The 17,496-nt window shown below is 46.4% G+C and carries 17 protein-coding genes; 4 read left to right on the top strand and 13 right to left on the bottom strand.

Annotated elements, in window-relative coordinates; genetic code table 11:
- Positions 1-6 precede the first annotated feature (6 nt).
- The gene (locus tag MJO46_RS14260; protein ID WP_253989874.1) at positions 7-879 is read left to right on the top strand and encodes a LysR substrate-binding domain-containing protein; all 873 of its coding nucleotides are present in this window, start codon (positions 7-9) and stop codon (positions 877-879) included.
- 63 nt (positions 880-942) lie between these two features.
- Here MJO46_RS14260 and trpS read toward each other — a convergent pair whose 3' ends face one another.
- The 3 genes from trpS to rpe are packed head-to-tail and all read right to left on the bottom strand — an operon-like array spanning position 943 to position 3,344.
- Positions 943-1,941, bottom strand: coding sequence for a tryptophan--tRNA ligase (trpS, locus tag MJO46_RS14255; RefSeq protein ID WP_253989873.1), 999 nt, complete (start codon positions 1,939-1,941; stop codon positions 943-945).
- A 44-nt stretch (positions 1,942-1,985) separates the two neighbouring features.
- The gene (locus MJO46_RS14250) at positions 1,986-2,666 is read right to left on the bottom strand and encodes a phosphoglycolate phosphatase (protein ID WP_253989872.1); all 681 of its coding nucleotides are present in this window, start codon (positions 2,664-2,666) and stop codon (positions 1,986-1,988) included.
- Positions 2,667-2,669: 3 nt separating this feature from the next.
- Positions 2,670-3,344, bottom strand: coding sequence for a ribulose-phosphate 3-epimerase (rpe, locus tag MJO46_RS14245; protein ID WP_253989871.1), 675 nt, complete (start codon positions 3,342-3,344; stop codon positions 2,670-2,672).
- 281 nt (positions 3,345-3,625) lie between these two features.
- On the opposite strand from rpe, the gene MJO46_RS14240 reads away from it, so the two are divergent.
- Both MJO46_RS14240 and MJO46_RS14235 read left to right on the top strand, forming a co-directional pair.
- Positions 3,626-3,991 carry a hypothetical protein gene (locus MJO46_RS14240; protein WP_253989870.1) on the top strand — a complete coding sequence of 122 codons (366 nt, stop codon included), beginning with the start codon at positions 3,626-3,628 and terminating at the stop codon, positions 3,989-3,991.
- Entirely contained in the window at positions 3,991-4,176 is a 186-nt protein-coding gene (locus MJO46_RS14235) for a DUF2970 domain-containing protein (protein ID WP_253989869.1), read from the top strand. The genes MJO46_RS14240 and MJO46_RS14235 overlap by 1 nt, the downstream gene beginning before the upstream one ends.
- Before the next feature lie 30 nt (positions 4,177-4,206).
- Here the strand turns inward: MJO46_RS14235 and MJO46_RS14230 are convergent, their stop codons facing one another.
- The 9 genes from MJO46_RS14230 to MJO46_RS14190 form a co-directional block, all read right to left on the bottom strand.
- Positions 4,207-5,046 (bottom strand): Dam family site-specific DNA-(adenine-N6)-methyltransferase, encoded by an 840-nt coding sequence (locus MJO46_RS14230; RefSeq protein ID WP_198781953.1) that lies wholly within the window; start codon positions 5,044-5,046, stop codon positions 4,207-4,209.
- A 48-nt stretch (positions 5,047-5,094) separates the two neighbouring features.
- On the bottom strand, positions 5,095-6,546 hold the full coding sequence (locus MJO46_RS14225; RefSeq protein WP_253989868.1) for an AAA family ATPase: 1,452 nt from the start codon (positions 6,544-6,546) through the stop codon (positions 5,095-5,097).
- A gap of 18 nt (positions 6,547-6,564) precedes the next feature.
- Positions 6,565-7,641: a 3-dehydroquinate synthase gene (aroB, locus tag MJO46_RS14220; protein ID WP_253989939.1), complete on the bottom strand. Its 1,077-nt coding sequence runs from the start codon at positions 7,639-7,641 to the stop codon at positions 6,565-6,567.
- An 8-nt stretch (positions 7,642-7,649) separates the two neighbouring features.
- Positions 7,650-8,165, bottom strand: coding sequence for a shikimate kinase AroK (gene aroK, locus MJO46_RS14215; protein ID WP_011791077.1), 516 nt, complete (start codon positions 8,163-8,165; stop codon positions 7,650-7,652).
- Positions 8,166-8,380: 215 nt separating this feature from the next.
- A complete protein-coding gene (locus tag MJO46_RS14210) occupies positions 8,381-10,432 on the bottom strand; it encodes a type IV pilus secretin PilQ (RefSeq protein WP_253989867.1) in 2,052 nt (683 codons plus the stop codon).
- A 21-nt stretch (positions 10,433-10,453) separates the two neighbouring features.
- Positions 10,454-10,969, bottom strand: a complete 516-nt coding sequence (locus MJO46_RS14205) for a pilus assembly protein PilP (RefSeq protein ID WP_253989866.1) — start codon at positions 10,967-10,969, stop codon at positions 10,454-10,456.
- Positions 10,969-11,595 (bottom strand): type 4a pilus biogenesis protein PilO, encoded by a 627-nt coding sequence (locus MJO46_RS14200; RefSeq protein ID WP_253989865.1) that lies wholly within the window; start codon positions 11,593-11,595, stop codon positions 10,969-10,971. Before MJO46_RS14200 ends, MJO46_RS14205 begins: the two co-directional genes overlap by 1 nt.
- On the bottom strand, positions 11,592-12,176 hold the full coding sequence (locus MJO46_RS14195; RefSeq protein ID WP_253989864.1) for a PilN domain-containing protein: 585 nt from the start codon (positions 12,174-12,176) through the stop codon (positions 11,592-11,594). Before MJO46_RS14195 ends, MJO46_RS14200 begins: the two co-directional genes overlap by 4 nt.
- Positions 12,164-13,243: a pilus assembly protein PilM gene (locus MJO46_RS14190; RefSeq protein WP_037459539.1), complete on the bottom strand. Its 1,080-nt coding sequence runs from the start codon at positions 13,241-13,243 to the stop codon at positions 12,164-12,166. The genes MJO46_RS14195 and MJO46_RS14190 overlap by 13 nt, the downstream gene beginning before the upstream one ends.
- Positions 13,244-13,432: 189 nt before the next feature.
- On the opposite strand from MJO46_RS14190, the gene MJO46_RS14185 reads away from it, so the two are divergent.
- Positions 13,433-15,952 carry a PBP1A family penicillin-binding protein gene (locus MJO46_RS14185; RefSeq protein ID WP_253989863.1) on the top strand — a complete coding sequence of 840 codons (2,520 nt, stop codon included), beginning with the start codon at positions 13,433-13,435 and terminating at the stop codon, positions 15,950-15,952.
- A 90-nt stretch (positions 15,953-16,042) separates the two neighbouring features.
- Here the strand turns inward: MJO46_RS14185 and argH are convergent, their stop codons facing one another.
- The gene (gene argH / locus MJO46_RS14180) at positions 16,043-17,410 is read right to left on the bottom strand and encodes an argininosuccinate lyase (RefSeq protein ID WP_253989862.1); all 1,368 of its coding nucleotides are present in this window, start codon (positions 17,408-17,410) and stop codon (positions 16,043-16,045) included.
- Positions 17,411-17,496 lie beyond the last annotated feature (86 nt).

Below are 17,496 nucleotides of genomic sequence, written 5' to 3'. Positions count from 1 at the left end.
AAAAACATGAGAAAACTTCCTCCATTACGCGCATTACAGGTCTTTGAGGCCGCAGCGAGACAGGCCCACTTCTCTAAAGCGGCGGATGAACTGTGCATCACCCAAAGCGCGGTATCCCACCAAGTGCGAGTACTGGAAGAATATTTTGCTGAACAACTCTTTGATCGCCAAGGCCGTAAGCTACAACTCACCCCAAAGGGCCAGAGTCTATTTATTGAGTTAGAGCGCATTTTCAATGAGTTGGGCGATCTCAATCTTAAGCTGCGTGATACGCCCAACCAGCAACTCTGTTTAGCCGTATATAGCTCATTTGCGGTCAAGTGGTTGATACCGCGCCTAACCGATTTTCGTCGCCAATATCCGAGTGTGAAAATCCGCCTCGAAATGATCACCCAAGATCCCGACTTAAGCACTAGCTCTGCGGATATCTTTATCGCCAGCAAACTGAATCTACGGGGATATTGGCAACAACTACTGCATAAGGAGCGTTTAATCCCCGTCTGTAGCCCCACTCTTTACCCTAAATGGCGTGATATCAGCCTAGCTAATTTTCAGCAACAAGCTTTACTGGTTGTGGATGAAGGACCGCTCGGACTCGACTGGCGCAAGTGGTCATCGGCCCATACGATTCCACTCAATAATGAACAGCAACATATATTTAGCCACATAGTGATGGCGATTGAAGCCGCGATCGCGGGCCAAGGTGTCGCGCTCGCCCCCGATTTTATGGTGGCGGGAGATATTGCAACCGGGCGACTAGTTGCAGTGAATCTACCCGATGTGCATACCGGGTTTGAATTTACCTTCTTCTGTAAACAACGCCGCCTATCTGAACCTGCGATTGCCGCCTTCTCCTCTTGGCTAAAATCCCAGGCCTAATAACAACTTACAGGCACAAAAAAGCCGACGCGAACGTCGGCTTCGTTTATCGATATCGATTGATTAGACGAGTAAACCTATCTTCTCGTAGACTTTCTTCAGCGTCACTTCGGCGCGTGCCTGTGCATTCTCGGCGCCCGCTTTCATCACTTGGTCTAAGTATGCACGATCGGCACGAATTGCGCGGTAACGCTCTTGCAGTGGCTCTAACATGCCCACAACCGCTTCACCGGCGGCAACCTTCAAATGGCCGTACATCTTGCCTTCAAACTCGGCTTCTAGGCTGGAAATGCTTTGGCCTGTCACACCCGACATTAGGCTCAGCAGGTTAGAAACGCCCGGCTTATTGTCAAAATCGAAACGCACCACTGGCGGCTCATCGCTATCTGTCATGGCTTTTTTCAGCTTTTTCAGCACGGATTTGGGATCTTCTAGCAGGCCGATAACGTTGTTACGATTTTCGTCCGACTTAGACATCTTCTTCAGCGGCTCCTGCAACGACATCACCTTAGCGCCATGTTCAGGAATAAACGGCTCAGGAATAGTGAAAGTATCGCCGTAGGCATTATTAAAGCGAGTTGCGATATCACGCGTTAACTCAAGGTGTTGCTTCTGATCTTGCCCAACCGGAATTTCGTTCGCTTGATACAGCAGAATATCCGCCGCCATCAGCACAGGGTAACCAAACAGACCCACGTTGATGTTGTTAGCATGCTTTTGTGACTTATCCTTAAACTGCGTCATGCGGCTCAGTTCACCCATTTGGGTGTAGCAGTTTAACGCCCAGCCTAATTGGGTGTGCTGCGGTACCTGTGACTGGATAAACACTGTACTCTTTTTAGGATCGACGCCACAGGCCAAATACAGGGCTAAAGTATCTAAACAGGCTTCGCGCAGCGCCTTAGGATCTTGGCGCACGGTAATAGCATGCAAGTCGACCACACAATAGAGGCAGTCGTGGCTATCTTGCATCGCAACCCATTGACGCAATGCACCCATGTAGTTACCTATGGTTAATTCGCCGGACGGCTGTGCACCGCTGAGTACTATGGGTTTGGTCATTACGTCATTGCTCCACTATCTATAAATAAAAAGAATCCATTAAATTAACGCTTTGTTGGATTTATCCAGTTCAAAATATCGTTAAATTGCTCACAAACGGCATCTGGGCCAGCGAGCCCAATATCTTCACCGTAGTTGTAGCCATAGGTCAAGCCGATTGATGCAACACCTGCCGCTTTCGCCGCTAAAATGTCATTTTTAGAGTCGCCAACCATCAATAACTCGGCTTTATCTAACTGCCATTCCTTCAGCAGATGCTGCAGAGGTAAAGGATCAGGCTTCATCTTCGCAAGAGAATCACCGCCTAATACTAAGCTGAAAAAGCCATTTATCTTGAAGGCTTCGAGCAAAGGTAACGTAAAACGGTAGGGTTTATTGGTGACAACGGCCAGCTTAAAGCCTGCATCAAACAAGGTTTGCAATACTTGATGGACGTCGCTATAGAGCGCACTGTGTTTCTCAAGGTTCTCTTGATAATGATGCATAAAAACTGGCATAGCCGCATCGAGTGCAGCCTGCTCGACCTCGGCACCGAGTGCGTTAGTCATGGCACGGCGCATCAACATTTCAGCGCCATTACCAACCCAAGTGCGCACTTGGGTCTCAGAGCAAGTTGCCAAGCCTAACTCGGCTAAGGCTTCTTGGGTGGCAACGGTAAGATCGGGCACACTATCGATAAGGGTGCCATCGAGATCAAATGCGATGGCTTTAATCTGCTCCCACATATCCTAAGCCCCAACGTTAGCCAGTTCGGCACGCATTTCATCAACTACGGCTTTATAATCTGGCTTGCCGAAAATGGCCGAACCCGCGACAAACATATCCGCACCCGCCGCCGCGATTTCGGCGATATTATCGACCTTAACGCCACCATCGACTTCTAAACGAATGTCGAAACCACTGGCATCGATACGTGCACGTACTTGGCGCAGCTTATCTAACGTCGAAGGAATAAAAGATTGGCCACCAAAGCCAGGATTGACCGACATTAATAGGATCACATCGAGTTTATCCATCACATGGTCAAGATAATGCAGCGGAGTCGCAGGGTTAAACACTAAGCCCGCCTTACAGCCTGATTCTTTGATCAGCTGCAGTGTGCGATCGACATGCTCTGAGGCTTCAGGGTGGAAGGTAATAATAGACGCGCCAGCTTTAGCAAAATCAGGCACGATACGGTCAACGGGTTTCACCATAAGATGCACATCGATATCGGCGGTAATGCCATAATCACGCAGGGCTTTACACACCATAGGACCAATCGTCAGGTTAGGCACATAGTGATTATCCATCACATCAAAATGCACTACGTCAGCGCCCGCATCTAACACGGCTTTAACGTCATCCCCTAAACGGGCAAAATCGGCGGATAAAATTGATGGAGCAATTAAGAATGGACGCATAACACACTCGCTGCAAATGGATAAAAAGTGCCTCATTTTACCCTTAGCGGCGTTAAGCCTCTATAGTCGAAGCCACATTTATGACGATTCGTCTCACGCTAAATGCCCGTAAAACATTACATATGGGGCCTTCTTGTATGAATATGTCATCACTAGACCAAGGTCGAGGCTAAATTATGCGAAGAAATGAGCGCAGATTGATAAATTATTGTTCATAAACTAAGCGGATTTGTTATACTCGAGTCGCTAGTGTGCACCTAGAAGATTTCAAGGGAAGTATCATGAAAGGGCGGTTAACTCGGTTTTCTCACATTTTAGGCTCGGTGACCTTTAAGTCATCCATGATGTTGGCGTTTACTGCAATGGTAGTCGCCACCTTAGCGTTTGGTGTTGAAAAACTAACAGTAAGCACTGATAACACTGCCTGCGCATGCAGTAGCGAAGCCCGTTACAACAATACGTTACCTAGCAGTCACCCAAATAATCGCTGTGCCAATCAAGCCCAAGCGTTAAGCTGGAAAACTTGGCTCACGGGCAAGAACCGCTCGAGTCAGTTTCATTTCGTCGATCTACTTGAGCTGTTACACGGTCATCAAGATAAACCTATTGATGATATGAAACCCACCAACTCACAACTTTCCTATTAATGTTTAGCCGCATCTGGCAGGTTTTCTACAGCACCTTAGCCGCTTTTTTCGGGGTGCAATCCAGTGAGAATCGACAAAAGGATTTCCAAACTCATTCGCCAATCCCCTATATCATTATGGGGATTATGTTAGCGATAACCTTAGTCGTCAGTTTGATATTACTTGTTAGTCAGATACTTAGCTGAAAACCTTCATCAAAGATTAACCCACAAAACTCATTCATCCTGCAGATCATAGTTTTCATCGTACAAGGCCATTAGCTCATCCACTTTATTGCGGCCATTGCCATTTTGGCTGATATTACGTTGCACTTGGATCTTTGCGAGGTGGGCGCCACGATATAACTCCCGCGTTAAGGGGATATCATGGTTACTGATCAACACAGGGATGCCGCGCTCCAGTGCCGTATGGCGGGAATGGCGGGCGAGTAACGCCTGATCATCTAAACTAAAACCCGCACCGACATAGGTCGTAAAGCTGGCGGTTGTCGATAATGGCGCATAGGGTGGATCACAATAAATAACATCGCCAGTACGAGTCTGCTCAAATGCTTGCTCGTAACCAATACACTTAAATTCTGCATTTTGTGCTTTTTCTGAAAAGGCCCAAATTTCCTTCTCAGGAAAGTAAGGTTTTTTGTATGAACCGAAGGGCACATTGAAACCGCCCTTGCGGTTATAACGGCATAAGCCATTAAAACCATGACGGTTTAAATACAGGAAATATACAGCGCGCTGGAAAGGATCGCGACATTTGTTAAAGTCGCTACGAACTCTGTAGTAGGCTTCCTTTTGGTTCATTTCATCGACAAATAGCTTTTTAGCCGCGTCGATATACTCGGCAGGCCTTTCCTTCACTATTTTGTACAGCTCAATCAGATCTTCATTGATATCGCAGAGCAAATAGCTGGGATAGTCGGTATTTAAGAATACGGAACCCGCGCCCACAAATGGCTCAACCAAACGGTCGCCTGCGGGTAAGTAGTTTGCCAACTCATCCACCAGTTTAAATTTTCCACCAGCCCATTTAAGGAAGGCTCTATGTTTTTTTATCATTTAACTTGATGAATGCCGACAAAAATAAAGGCCATGATTGTACTCTGTTTATTCTGAGATTTCACGATTTGGGTGTGTTTCTTGTAACTGATACGCCCCCAATTCGGTCCATTTTCTTACCCAAAGTGAGTCAAGGCGATACTGTTTGGTTAACTTAGCCGCAGCCTCATGGGCCAATTTGCTATCACTATAGTTGCCCGCAAGCACAACCCAAAGATGCTTATACTTTGCGACCCGCACATCTTCTGCCCCTTCAAGTATTTTAAGGGTTTTATGTAGTGAATCTAATTGCGAAATCGTCGCAACCTGTATGGTATAACCCTTAGAGGGTTTCTGGAGTGGGGTAACCTGCGACGACGTAATATCGGTTTTTGGCGCGGTATCGGCGCTATCTAACGGATTTGTGGCCTTAGCTTGTTCGAGCAGGGATTCTTCGAACGTAGCGCCTTCAAGCTGGGGCGAATCTAGTGCTGTGGCGGGTTCGACATTATCGGCTTTACTGCTCGCCTCATCGACGGGTAGCTCAGTCGTCGCATCTGCTCCAGCCTGAGGTTCCTCACCATGAAAATCTTCCAGGGGATCCGCTTCGATTGTATCGAGCCGTTGTTGAGAAAGTTTAAATGACTCTGAACGCTGATGAAAATAAGGCGCCAACCGCTGCTGACCTAAAGCTAAGAATGCAGGCGAGTCAATTGCGGGGTAAGTGACTAGACTAGGCTGCGGTTCTGGAATAAGTGGCCGAGTAACAGCAAACCAAATCACCAAAGCCACCAGCACGCTCACAACGCTGAGGGATACTATTTTATATCGTGTCCACAGCGATGTTTTTTCTGGCTGACCATGGAGTGCCAATTCGAGCAGATTAACCACCTCTTGAGGTGTTCCCATCTGTTTTTCGAGTTGAGCGCGCACTATATCCCTAGGAGTAAAAGGATTTTGATCACTACACCTTAGCAAGGTCTGATACAAAGCCTCACGCTCGGGAATACTCAGCGGCTCAATGCTCACGGGCAGCACCTGTCGCCTTAATGACTCAGGCAACTGTGACAATAACTCCGCTAAAAATGCCGGTGGCACTGCCAAGGTCACGGCAATATTCTTACCCGCACATTGGATCTGATTGAGAATGATGCACTCGGCCCACAACTCTTTAGAAAGCAGATGGGCATCGTCGATGATGATATGTAAGGGCTTGGTTTGTGTGGATGCCACCCGCAATAAGGTTTCTGCGAGGGGAATTTCGTCGTCAAAAATGGGGGAAGAGATCAGCTGCACTAAAATTTTACGGCGAATTTCAGCATTATCGGCATGCATAGGGCAGATCACTAATGCCGCATTTGACTCATCAAAATCGGTCGCTAATGCTGTTAAGAGTGTAGTTTTACCTGAACCTTGGCCACCAGAAAGCACCAGCAGCTGATCGCTGTAACTGGCACTATGATGCAACCTTTGTACGAGGGCTTCCTGCGAAGGAAGTAAGACCAAACCCTGAAACGTCACTCGCCCACCACACCATGCTTATGCGCAGCGGATAACCTGTTCGAGGGTAGATTCAGGGACTTGACTAAATACGTCCGCTTGACCAATTGCCGTCGGGAGTACGAGTCGAATCTGACCGCCTAACACTTTTTTATCGCGTCGCATATGTTGAATGAAACTGTCGAAACCCATAGATTCCGGCGCACTCACGGGAAGATCGAAGGCTTGTAGTAATTGCACAATACGACAAACAATTGACTCATCAATCAATCCCAATGATCTAGCCGTTTGAGCAGCAAGGACCGTGCCAGCCGCAACGGCTTCGCCATGCAACCAATTGCCATAGCCCATCTCAGCTTCAATGGCATGCCCAAAGGTATGCCCAAGGTTTAATAACGCGCGAACACCCTGCTCAGTCTCATCTTGGCTTACTACATCGGCCTTAATCTCACAGCAGCGAGAAATCGCATATACCAGCGCCTCAGTGTCTAAGCGCTTGAGGGCTTGTACATTATTCTCAAGCCATTGAAAAAACTCACCATCCCACATGATGCCATACTTAATCACTTCAGCCATACCTGCGGCAAACTCACGTGCGGGTAAAGTCTGTAAACATAGGGTATCGATCAATACGAGTTGCGGCTGATAGAAGGCCCCAATCATATTTTTGCCTAGGGGATGATTAACCGCGGTTTTACCGCCGACGGAAGAATCCACCTGCGACAATAGGGTTGTAGGAATTTGAATAAAATCGACCCCGCGTTGATAACATGCGGCAGCAAATCCCGTCATATCACCAATCACGCCGCCACCCAAAGCCACCAGCACTGAATCTCGACCATAGTTTCGCTGCAATAATGCGGTGAAAATAGTGTCTAAATGCGCTAAGTCTTTGAATTGTTCGCCATCGGGGAGGATTACGCTCTCTACCTCACCAAACGAAGCCATCGTCTCTTGTATCTGTTTAAGATACAAAGGCGCGACAGTTTCATTGGTGACGATAAGAATACGTTTTTTAAGCAGGTAGCGAGACAAAGTCTCGCCATCACTCATCAAACTCTGGCCAATATAAATGGGATAACTACGTATACCTAAATCAACCTGAATTTGCTTCATCATTCTGCTTAGAAACCTAATTTCTCAATGATCTGATTTGCAACGATCTTTGCACTTTGATCATCGGTTTTAACGATCACATCGGCAATCTCTTCGTACAACGGGTTACGGATTTCAGCAAGACTCTCCAACACTTCTCTTGGGTCATCCACTTGCAATAATGGGCGTCGCTTGTCCCTCTGAGTACGAGCGACCTGTTTGTCGATAGTGGTTTCCAAATACACCACAATGCCACGCGCAGATAGATGATTACGGATATCTTTGCTCTGTACTGAACCACCACCGGTGGCAAGGACGATACCTTGTTTTTCAGACAGATCAGCAATAACCTGAGCTTCACGACGACGGAAGCCTTCTTCACCTTCGACGTCAAACACCCAAGCAATATCAGCGCCTGTGCGTTGTTCAATCTCTTGATCTGAATCGTGGAATTCTAAATGCAGCATTTGCGCCAGATGGCGACCAATTGTGCTTTTACCTGCGCCCATAGGGCCTACCAGAAAAATATTACGTTTTTCAGCCATTTCTTGTACGTCTGAATCTTATTGAAAAGTATGCCTATATCGACTCATGATCAAGCCGACCTATATGTTACCTTGCTCTTATGAGACTTGACCGTGGATTATCTCAGTTTAAGGTCTACTATGGCAAGTCATGTGCGCTATTTATCTAAGAATTGTATTTCAGACATCATAAAGCCAGCAAGGGCTGCTGGCTTTATTCAATGTACAACAAATGATTAGAGCTTCTCATCCACGATCTTGGGCGTCACGAAAATTAGCAGCTCCTGACGTTCATTTTTGTCTGTCGTGCTCCGAAACAAGAAACCAACCAGTGGAATATCACCCAAAACAGGCACTTTACTGACGCGGCTAATCAAGTTTTGTTGATAAATACCCCCCAGAACGATAGTTTCTCCGTTATCGACGAGCACTTGAGTACCGATACGCTGAGTGTCGATCGCCACCGCAGGCCCAGTTGGAGTATCTACGGTTTTACCCTGTGAATCCTGAGTAATTTCAAGATCAAGAATCACTCGATTATCGGGAGTAATTTGCGGTGTCACCCTTAAGGAAAGCACCGCTTTTTTGAAGGTAACCGACGTCGCACCACTTGAGGTGGATTGCACGTAGGGGATCTCGACACCCTGTTCAATATAGGCCGATTTTTGGTTAGAGGTGGTAATACGAGGGCTAGCAATAATCTCCCCTTTATTTTCTTGCTCTAACGCACTTAATTCCAAATCAAGAATGGTACCGTCCGCCAATTTGGCAACATGGAAGGCAATACTCGTTGGGTTCGTCACCGCGGCGGGCAAGTTAACATTCAAACGATCATTTATGGAGGAGACTGTGCCATTGGCAATACTTTCAGCGCCTTCAAGCGAACCAGAAGTTCCTTTGGTTCCCTGCTGGTCGGTAACTCCCCAGCGAATACCTAAGTCTTCCGAAACGTCATCTTTTACCGTCACCATACGGGATTCAATCAACACTTGGCGGATGGGGATATCGAGCACTTCGACTAAGCGATGAATATTCCCTATGGTCTCAGCGGTATCCTTTACTAGCACAGTGTTCGTACGCTCATCGACCGCAACTGAACCTCGAGGAGACAATAAACTCGAATCAGCACTCTTTAACAGCTCAGCTATATCTATCGCTTTGGCATAATTGATCTGCAAATATTCAGAATAAAGAGGCTCAAGCTCCTTCACTTCCTGTTGATTCTTAAGGTTCTGGCTCTCACGAATAGCAAGCTCTTCACTCGGAGCCACCATCAAGATATTACCTTCGATGCGCTTATCTAATCCCTTAGTCTGTAGAATCAAATCCAAAGCTTGATCCCATGGCACATCGTCTAGTCTTAGGGTGATATCTCCTTCAACCGTATCACTGGTCACAAGGTTAAAATTGTTATAATCAGCAATAATCTGCAATACCGTTCGAACGGAAATACTTTGGAAGTTAAGTGATAGGGTTTTACCGTTATATTTTTTGTCTTCTTTCGTTGTCGCAACCCGCTCAACTTTGTTGATTGAGAGCCTAAACAGCTTATCTTCCTGTTTATAGTTGAACTCATAATTGCCAGCAACATCAACTAAGATACGTGTGGTTAAATCTTCTTTGAAAGTTTCGAAACTCTTTACTGGCGTTGAGAAGTCTTGCACATCCATGACATAGAGCAAGTCACTCTTAATGTCTGTGTTATAGAGTTGTACCTCTAACTTAGCGCCAATTTGTTCAACGTTGACAGCCACTGAGCGGTTATTTAGAGAAACTAATAACTCTCCGCCCCCATTGTCATTGCGCCGAAAATCGATATTACTGACACTATTAACGAAGGGATTGTCCGTATTCGCCTGTGTTCCCGCGACATTATCATTGATAGTTAAACGATAGGAATTCCCCACCACAGCGCCCTGATAGGGTTTTACCTTAGATAAACCTAAGGCGACTTTAAGGCTTGTATCTTGCTGCGTAGTCGTTATTTCATTCACGCCCACTTGATTAATAGGTAGGCGATCTTTAGATAAGCCAGAAATGCTATCTCCGAAGGTTAATACCAATTCTGCTGGCGCAGCATTGGAATCGATGACTGGCGGTGTCACCGCCTCTTCAAAGACCAGTTCAACCTCTAATTGGTGATCGACCAAGGCATGGTATTTGACATCTAATAATCGATTTGCCGCAAAACTCGATGGCAAAACTCCAAATACCAATGCGATCCCAATAACAGACTTGACCAAGCCTGAAGATATTAACGGGATTTTTATCGCGGCAGAAGATTTCATTATTCCCTCATCCTTCGCTCGTTATTCTCCAGAAAGTACTATGCTGTTTGATCGCTCGGACCAACAACCAGAACCATCTGGAATTAATTCTATTACTTCAACACTCTGTGAAGTCACTTTAACTATGCGGCCATTAAATAAACCTAAGTACTCGCCCACCCCCATCCGATATACGCTACCATCATTGGTCTCTACGAGTGCCCAAGTCATACCGGCGTCTTTCAAGGTGCCACGCATTTTCAGGTTATCTAACGCATAGGTTTCTAATCGCCCCTTACGACGTTTCAAATCCGGTTGTAAGCAATTTTTACTGGTATCAATCACTTCTTCCGTTAATTCTCGAGAAGGTGGAACAAAGGGACTACGCATTAATTCTGCCTGATAGGCAAAATGCTCAAACTTGGGTGGCTCTTTCAAGGGTGGAATATGGGCCACATGTTGCGCTTTTGTTGTAGTAACAAATAGCTCTAAATCACTACGATCGCCAACACAACCCATTAAAAAAAGACTAAAAGCCAATAAAGGTAAGAGTTTCATTATTTCTTCCCCTTTTGATTGGCAGGCTTTTCAGGGGGCAGCTCAGCGCCTTCTTTAAAGCGATACGTCTTAGCTAAGATGTCCATAGCTAAGTTACCAGCCTCATCTCGCTTAATCGTAAAATCGTGCAAACTGACAATTCGAGGCAACTTTGCAACACCACTCACCATATTACCGATTTGATGATAATCCCCTGTCACTGACATTTTAATTGGGAATTCAATGTAAAAATCCCGCTCAATTTCAGTCTCCCAATTTAAACTTTTGATACGCAAACCCGCATCAGTGGCGGCAAAGGTTAAATCGTCGAGTAATCCCGGCATTTCATTTTCAGAGGGTAGCATTTTCAGCAGTTCAGCAAACTGCTCTTCCATGATGGCTAATTGCTCACGGTAGAGTTTTAAATTGGCTGCGAGTTGATACTTATTCTTAAAGTCATCCCGTAACTGCACTTCTTTATCTTGTTCCGCGTTATAAACATCTATTGCATCTGACACAACCAGAAAATAACCCGCAGCAAACACACAGAGTGCCAATAAAATTGCGAAAAAGGTTTTAACCTGATTAGGCCAAGCGCCAATATTTTCGAAGTCGATATCATTAAACTGACTTAGATCGAGTTTCATTTACTCGCTCCTTTTGCCGTTTTCACTGGCTCTTCAACGATAGCGCCCTTAATGCTGACCCTCAGACTAAAGCGTTGCAATTGCCTTAACTCATCTTCTTGAGTCACGATAGATTGCATATTGGGATCCGTTAGCCATTCGGAAGCTTTAACCTTACGCATCATATTTGCGACGTTATTATTGGACTCGCTGCGGCCTTCAATCAGCAATAGACTCCCTTTCTTCTCAAGATTTGAAAGGTATATCCCAGGTGGGACAATGCGCACTAATTCATCCAACACATGGGTAGGTAAATTACGTGATTGTTGAAGGTTGAGAATAATTTCCGTTCGACGTTCGATGTCTTTCTTACGTTCAGTGATTTTTTTAATCTCGGCAATTTGCCTTTCGAGTAACTGTATTTCCGATTGCAGATAAGCATTACGTCCCCTTTGCTCATCGGTCATCATTTCCAGTAAGGAAAGCGCCACATACACTAAAATGGCAGAGCCTAAAAATACAGCGGCCAATATACCAATGTAATCACGTTTCTGTTTTTCTCTTGCCTCTTCACGCCAGGGAAGCAGGTTTATGTTCGCCATTGACCGTAGCTCCTCAGCGCTAAGCCACAAGCAACCATATATTTGCTGATGTTAGGTTGCAGGATATTTTTTACCGATTCGTCTGCGTGCAAACATCCTTGAAAAGGATCCGCAATAATAGTGTGAACGCCTAATTCATTGGCCAATAAATTAGCCATGCCTTCCAGTTTAGATGTTCCGCCACATAATACGAGGTAATCGACTTTATCTTTTCCACTCGAAGTACAATAAATTTGCAAGGTACGTTTAATCTGCTGTAGCAACTGAGCTTGGAAGGGGGATAACACTTCAAACATGTAATTACGCGGTAAATCACCTTCAATTTTGGCTTTTTCAGCTTGCTCGTAGGACATGCCATAAAAAGATAAAATCGACTGAGTAAATAACTCACCACCAAAGGCCTGTTCACGGATAAAGGTGGTTTCACCGGACTCAACCACACAGAAAGTGGTCATGTTGGCACCGATATCGACCATGGCAACGGCTTTCTGTCGAGCGCCTTCGGGTAGTTGACCTAGCACTAATTCGACCGCACGTCCGAGGGCATAGCCTTCAACATCAACGACTTTCGTTTCGAGTTCGACCTCATCTAAGGCATCGACCCTCACATCGATATTATCAGTACGGCAAGCACTGAGCAGCACATCGACCTTAGAAGGATCTGTGCTGTTAACATTCAAGGTTTCAAAATCAATGCTGACTTCATCGAGGGAATAGGGAATAAGGTTGTCGGCCTCAATCTCAATCTGAGCCTCCATTTCTTCTTCGCTAAGCGAAGCGTCCATGTAGATCACTTTGGTCATGACCGCCGAACCCGATACCGCGACCGCAGCGTATTTTACCGATTTAGGTAAAGTTCGCTTTATTTGCCTTAAACATTCGACAACGGCATCGGCATCACGAATATCATGATCGTTAATAGCTCCCTTTTTTACGGGAACCGCTGCATGACTTAATATTTTGTATCCATCAGCAGTCTTACTCAGCAAAATGGCCTTAACTTCGTGGGAACCGATATCGATTCCAACCATCTGCGGAGCCTGACGCTTCCATAAATTTGAAAGCATAATCCGTTGTCACTTTATTATTGGTATTTCAGTAAAAGAGATTAGCACAAAATCAACTCGTTAAACGTATTTGTATAGAATGTTTCAGGATTTTACAAATGCTATTTTAGTGCCATCACGTTTTTACTTCACCAAGACGTGCGCGCCTTATATACTGTCGCACTTAACTGAACATTAGGATCAATTTAGGTGAAGTGGTTAAAACGTATTGTTATAGCTCTATTCAGTCTAGCCCTTCTGGGCGTAGGCGCCATTGTTGCAGCATACTTTTATGTTTTGCCGGACCTACCGGATGTTTCAACACTAAAAAATGTGCAATTACAAACACCTTTGCGCATTTATAGTAGTGACGGCAAACTGATCTCTCAGTTTGGTGAGAAGCGCCGTATTCCATTAAAACTAGATGAAGTGCCTAAACCTCTGTTGCAAGCTTTCCTTGCAACGGAAGATGCACGCTTCTATGAACATGGCGGTATTGATCCTGTCGGCGTCCTGCGTGCCGCGATCGTGATGCTGACGACGGGGGAGAAAAAGCAAGGTGCGAGTACCATCACCATGCAGGTGGCGCGTAACTTCTTCCTAACCCGGGATAAAACGATTATTCGTAAAGTGAAAGAAATTTTTATTTCCTATCACATCGAACAATTACTCACCAAAGACGAAATCCTCGAGCTCTACGTTAACCGAATTTACTTAGGTCAACGGGCCTACGGTGTGGGCGCCGCCGCTCAGGTATATTTTGGTAAGAATGTGCAGGATCTCAGCCTATCAGAAATGAGCCTAATTGCGGGTTTGCCTAAGGCGCCTTCGACTCTTAACCCTATTACTTCGCCTTCGCGCGCATTGGCTCGCCGAAATGTCGTTTTAATGCGGATGAATGAAGTGGGCTATATCAATCAAGCTGAATATGAAGCCGCTTTGCAAGAACCTTTAGTCGCTAAATACCATGGCGCCGAAATTGATCTCTACGCCCCTTATATTTCAGAGATGGCACGGGATTATATGGTGCAGAAGTATGGTGAAGAAGCAGCCTATACCAATGGCTACAATGTCTACACCACGATTTCATCAGACCTTCAACTCCTCGCCCAGCAAGCTTTGCGTAATAACGTCTACGCCTACGATGAGCGCCATGGCTACCGCGGCCCTGCGGCGGTCCTTTGGACGGATGTCAAACCTGATAACGCCCAAATCCAAGCCGAACTCGCTAAGATAGTCCCAGTGCAGGAATTACAACCTGCGGCGGTATTAAGTATCGACGGTCAACAGGCAAAGGTACTCACAGCGAAAGGTGAAACAAAAATCATCAAGTGGGATGGACTTAAGTGGGCGCGCAAATTTATTACCGATAAACGCCAGGGCGCTGTGCCTAAGTCCGCCGCCGATATGCTCAATGTCGGTGAACGCATTTGGATCCGCGATAACGGCCAGCATTTGCAGTTGTCCCAAGTACCCGAAGTTGCCAGTGCCACCGTATCGCTCGATCCCTACAATGGTGCCATTCGTACCTTAGTGGGGGGTTATAGTTTTAGCCAGAGCCAATATAACCGCGTGACTCAGGCCAAGCGTCAATTAGGTTCAAATATCAAGCCTTTCATCTATGCCGCGGCATTAGAAAAAGGTTTTACTCTCGCAACCTTAATTAACAACGCGCCGATCAACAAACCCGACATTAGCCAAGGCACCGCATGGCGCCCTAAAAACTCGCCCGATATCTACGGTGGTCCAACTCGCCTACGTGTGGGGTTAGCACAGTCGATCAACGTAATGTCGGTAAGGGCAATGCGCCATATTGGTTTAGATGCTGCCATTGACAAACTCACCAAATTTGGCTTTGATCCTAATGACTTACCTCGTAACGAATCTTTAGCCTTAGGTTCCCCTTCGGTCACGCCTCTGCAAGTCGCTACCGCCTTTAATGCATTTGCTAATGGCGGCTTCTTAGTGGAACCCTTCTATATTGAGCGTGTAGAAGACTCCTATGGCAATGTGATTGAAAGAGCCAATCCGACGTTGGCCTGTAAACCCAATGGGGCTACAGCGCAGTCTTCAGACGAAGTGATGGCTTTTGGTGACAACAACTTAACCGCTGAAGCGCCTGTGGCGCAGTGCTTTGAACAGACGGGGCGTTTTGCACCACAAATTATTTCGGAGCAAACCGCTTTCTTAATTACCGAAGCGTTAAAGAGCGTGATCTGGGGTGGTGGTGATTGGAGTAAAGGCACCGGCTGGCAAGGTACGGCTTGGCGTGCGGCTCAGTTAATTAAACGACACGATATTGCCGGCAAAACGGGTACGACCAACGAATCCCGCGATACTTGGTTCAGTGGTTTTAGCCCAACACTGACTAGCACTTTCTGGGTCGGATTCGACGATCACGGTCGCCAACTTGGTAGAACCGCATGGAATGCCAACGGTGAAAAAGATCAGATCACAGGCACCGAAGCCGGAGCGAAAACCGCAGGACCGGGTTGGAATGAGTTTATGCACAATGTGCTAAAGGGCACGCCGGAAACCACGGCGATTCCACCTGAAGGGATTGTCTCTGTACGGATCGATCTAGCGACGGGTAAACTGACTCGCAAAACCGATTACACCAGCGCGTTCGAATACTTTATCTCGGGCACAGAGCCGAAGGAATATATCAGCGAAACTCAGGATGAAAATAACCTTTTCATCGACGCGCCAGCGGATGACCTATTCCAGTAAACGAGTGATAAAAAGTCATTACCGATACGGGTAATTAGCCAATAAAAACGCGACCTAACGTCGCGTTTTTTATTGGCTTAAACAAGCGAGTTAGCGAGCTTTTTTCGCCGCTATTGCCTGTTGAATTTGTGGCAATGCTGTACCGCCGAGCACATCGCGTTTCGCTAAACAGGCTTCAATGGTGAGGTTGGGATAAACATCATCCTCAATAATGGCGGCAAAAGTTTTTAATTCGGCCAAGGAGAAATCCTCCAGCGGAATTTGCTTCGCAATCGCGGCAACTACCACTTCACCCACAACATGGTGCGCCTCACGGAACGGCATACCTTTAGACACCAGATAATCAGCAAGCTCAGTTGAATTTGCATAACCTTGCTGCGCGGCTAACAGCGCATTAGGACGGTTAACTTTCAAACCTGACAACACTAACGCCGCCATATCGAGGCAAATTGCCCAGCTATCGACGACATCAAACAGGCCTTCTTTATCTTCCTGCATATCTTTGTTGTATGCCAAAGGCAGCGCTTTCATCGTAGTGAGAATGCCCACTAAGCTGCCATAAACCCGGCCAGTTTTGCCACGAATAAGCTCTAATGCATCGGGATTTTTCTTCTGCGGCATCAGGGATGAACCCGAGGTCACTTCATCACTCAGGGAAATAAAGTTCGCTTCCCCCGAGTTAAAGAAGATCAGATCTTCAGCCATACGGCTTAAGTGCATCATGCTGATCGATGCGGTTGAACACAGTTCTACCACGTGATCTCTGTCTGACACACTGTCTAAACTATTGAGCGTCGGTGAAGCAAAGTTCAGCGCTGCAGCCAGTGCATGTCGATCCATTTTATAGGCTGTGCCAGCAAGGGCTCCAGAACCTAATGGGCAGGTATTCGCACGGGTTAATGCATCGGATAAACGGCTGATATCCCGCTCAATCATTTCCACATAGGCTAAACACCAGTGGCCAAAGGTCACAGGTTGGGCACGCTGCAAGTGAGTATAACCTGGCATGACTGCATCAAATTCACGTTCAGCCAAGGCCAGCAATTCAGCATGTAAGCTGTGAAGACGCGCGAGTAATGCTTTGCCTTCGGATTGACACCAAAGCTTTAAATCGGTGGCGACTTGATCGTTACGGCTACGGCCAGTATGGAGTTTTTTACCCAGATCGCCCACTTTGGCAATCAAGGCCGACTCGACGAAGCTGTGAATATCTTCGGCGCCCGAGGCAAGAATAATCGCAGGATCGCCCTGCACTTCCACCAGCAGCTCATTCAGCGCTTGTTTCAAGCCGCTGCATTCAGTGGCAGTGATAATTCCCACGCTAGCAATCGCATCCGCCCAAGCGATAGAGCCGACCACATCTTGCTCAAACAGACGGTAATCCACGGGTAGCGAATCGTTGAATAATTTAAATAGCGCGCTGGTTTCGCCCTGAAATCTTCCACCCCATAAAGCCATGCTAAATCCCCTCTGTCACTGCTTTTAATTCGTTAAAGCCAATCAAAACTAACGATATAAAAAAGGGCGCTAGGCGCCCTTTCTGT

Origin of the sequence: Shewanella sp. KJ2020, assembly GCF_024197625.1 — a bacterium.
Lineage (GTDB): Bacteria > Pseudomonadota > Gammaproteobacteria > Enterobacterales > Shewanellaceae > Shewanella.
This window is presented reverse-complemented; position numbering and strand designations above follow the sequence as displayed.